Source organism: Candidatus Aegiribacteria sp. (assembly GCA_021108435.1).
Classification (GTDB): domain Bacteria; phylum Fermentibacterota; class Fermentibacteria; order Fermentibacterales; family JCC-6; genus Aegiribacteria.
In genome coordinates this window covers 1-2,491 of sequence record JAIOQY010000132.1, presented here as the reverse complement: position 1 = coordinate 2,491, position 2,491 = coordinate 1, and the positions used below count along the sequence as shown (strand labels likewise).

General features: G+C 48.3%; 2 protein-coding genes. Both read left to right on the top strand.

Translation table 11 applies throughout. The annotated features are described in order from the left end of the window. Positions 1-193 precede the first annotated feature (193 nt). Positions 194-1,645: an IS21 family transposase gene (gene istA, locus K8R76_07585; GenBank protein MCD4848035.1), complete on the top strand. Its 1,452-nt coding sequence runs from the start codon at positions 194-196 to the stop codon at positions 1,643-1,645. Continuing rightward, entirely contained in the window at positions 1,621-2,385 is a 765-nt protein-coding gene (gene istB / locus K8R76_07580; protein MCD4848034.1) for an IS21-like element helper ATPase IstB, read from the top strand. Before istA ends, istB begins: the two co-directional genes overlap by 25 nt. Positions 2,386-2,491: the final 106 nt, after the last annotated feature.

Here is a 2,491-nt window from a genome sequence, read left to right as displayed (position 1 = left end):
ACCATCTTTCTTATTCTTTCGATCTCACTCGGATTTACTCTAAATTACATTCATGTGATCACCGTCTAGTTAGATTGTCCGTCAGCGACAGTTAGAATTCCCTGTTTTCAGAAATTGAATTAGACTATCCAAATCACCTTAGAAAGGGGTTTGGATGGTAACAGACAATCAGGTTAGGAGGCTGTTTCGATTGTTGAACACAGAGAAAACACTAACAGTAGCAGCGGCAAAGTCAGGAATGGATGTGAAAACCGCCCGTCGTTACAAGCAAAAACGCAAGTTACCCAGCGAGCTTGCTGAATCACGTAATTGGAGGACACACCCAGACTCATTTGCAGATGTATGGGAAAAAGTCCGGAGCATGCTGGGCATTAATCCAGGGCTACAGTCAAAGACGATCTTCGAGTATCTGCAGCGCCAGAATCCTGGAGAGTATGCAGATGGTCAGCTCCGGACTTTACAGCGTCGGGTTAAAGTATGGAGAGCAACGGAGGGACCGCCCCGAGAGGTCTTCTTCCCTCAGAAGCATTATCCCGGAAACCTGGCTGAATCTGATTTCACCAGCATGAACTCTCTGCATATCACTATTGCTGGCAGACACTTCAAACATCTGTTCTATCACTTTGTACTTACGTATTCGAACTGGGAGACAGGTTCGATATGCTTCTCAGAGAGCTTTGAAAGCCTTAGCGAAGGCTTTCAAAATGCGGTGTGGATGCTTGGCGGTACTCCGGAGATCCATCTTACCGACAGGCTGACTGCTGCTGTAAGGAAGGCTGGGAATCCTGAGAAGTTCACAGATCGTTACGCAGCTCTGCTGCGTCACTACAGGATAAAGGGCCGCAGAACCAATCCTGACAGCCCGCATGAAAATGGTGATGTTGAGCAGCGCAACAATCGATTCAAGATGGCTGTGGATCAGTCTCTTATGCTGAGGGGCAGCAGAGACTTTGCCGATAGGAAAGAATACACCTGTTTTTTGATGGATCTTCTGGATCAATTGAATGCAGGCCGGCGGGATCGGTTCGGCGAGGAGCTGAAAGTATTGGGCCGGCTGCCCAGGAACAGGATTGAGGCCTGCAAGCGGCTGGATAATGTCAAGGTCCGCCGCAGCAGTACGATACACATCGCTCACAACACCTATTCAGTGAACAGCCGACTTATCGGTGAACATGTGAATATACGGTTATATGCAGAGTACCTGGAAGTCTGGTACGGTCAGAAGAAAATAGATCATCTTCCGCGGCTCCGAGGCGAAAGTAATCACTCCATCAATTACAGGCATGTTATTGACTGGCTTGTGCGGAAACCTGGAGCCTTTGAGAATTACAAGTGGCGTGAGGACATGTTCCCTACGATACGGTTCAGGATGGCGTATGACAGCCTGAAGCAGAATCATGTTTTATCAGTTGCGGCGAAAGAATATCTCAAAATTCTTGAGCTTGCAGCCAAGAAGAGCGAATCAGGTGTCGACAGAGTTCTGCACATATTGATAAACAGTGGCGAAACCATCGGTTCTACTGCGGTAAGTGAGCTCATGGAATCCGACATGGCAATAGCTCCTGTTACCGATGTGACTATCCCCGATGTAAAACTCTCCGTCTACGATGAGTTGCTGCGGTGCGATATGGCGGTGGCCCAGTGAACGCACTGAAAGAGTATCTGAAGGAACTGCACCTGCCGACAATTCGGCGTTGCTACGAGGAAGAGGCTGAGCATGCCAGGCGTGATTCTCTGAGCCATGAAGAATACCTTCAGTCTCTTATTGAGCAGGAAGTTGAGGAACGCCGACAGAACCGTGTTACCCGGTTCCTCCGCCAGTCAAAGCTGCCTCTGGAGAAAACTCTTGATACCTTTGTAAGGAGCAGGTTATCTCCAGTGGAGAACCAGAAGGTGGACGCATTACTTGATGGGGGCTTCATAGGCAGGAGTGAAAATGTGCTTGCGTTTGGCGGTCCCGGTGGCGGGAAAACACATCTGCTGTGCGCCATAGGCATAGAGCTGATCCATAAGGGTTACCGGGTCCGCTTTTACTCCTGCAGTCTGCTTGTACAAGAGCTGCTTATCGCAAAGCGTGACATGAAATTGGCAAGATTCCTGAAAAGTCTGTCCAAGTTCGATGCGCTTATCATCGATGACATCGGATATGTCCAGCAGAGCAGGGAAGAAATGGAAGTGTTGTTCACCCTGTTGGCAGAGCGATATGAACGTGGAAGTGTGATGCTTACAAGTAATCTGCAGTTCTCGCAATGGGAGAGAATATTCAAAGATCCTATGACCACTGCTGCTGCAATAGACCGACTCGTACACCACAGCGTGATCCTCGAACTCAATGAGCCAAGTTTTAGATTAGAAGAGTCAAAGAAAGCAAAGAAAGGAGCATAAATTAGAAGGGAATTATAACTGTCGTCAGGCTCCGGACGAGTATGTCGCTGGACATTCATGAATCAATTAACCCTTCTGTGTACTTAAAAGTTGGCTGGTGGGTAGC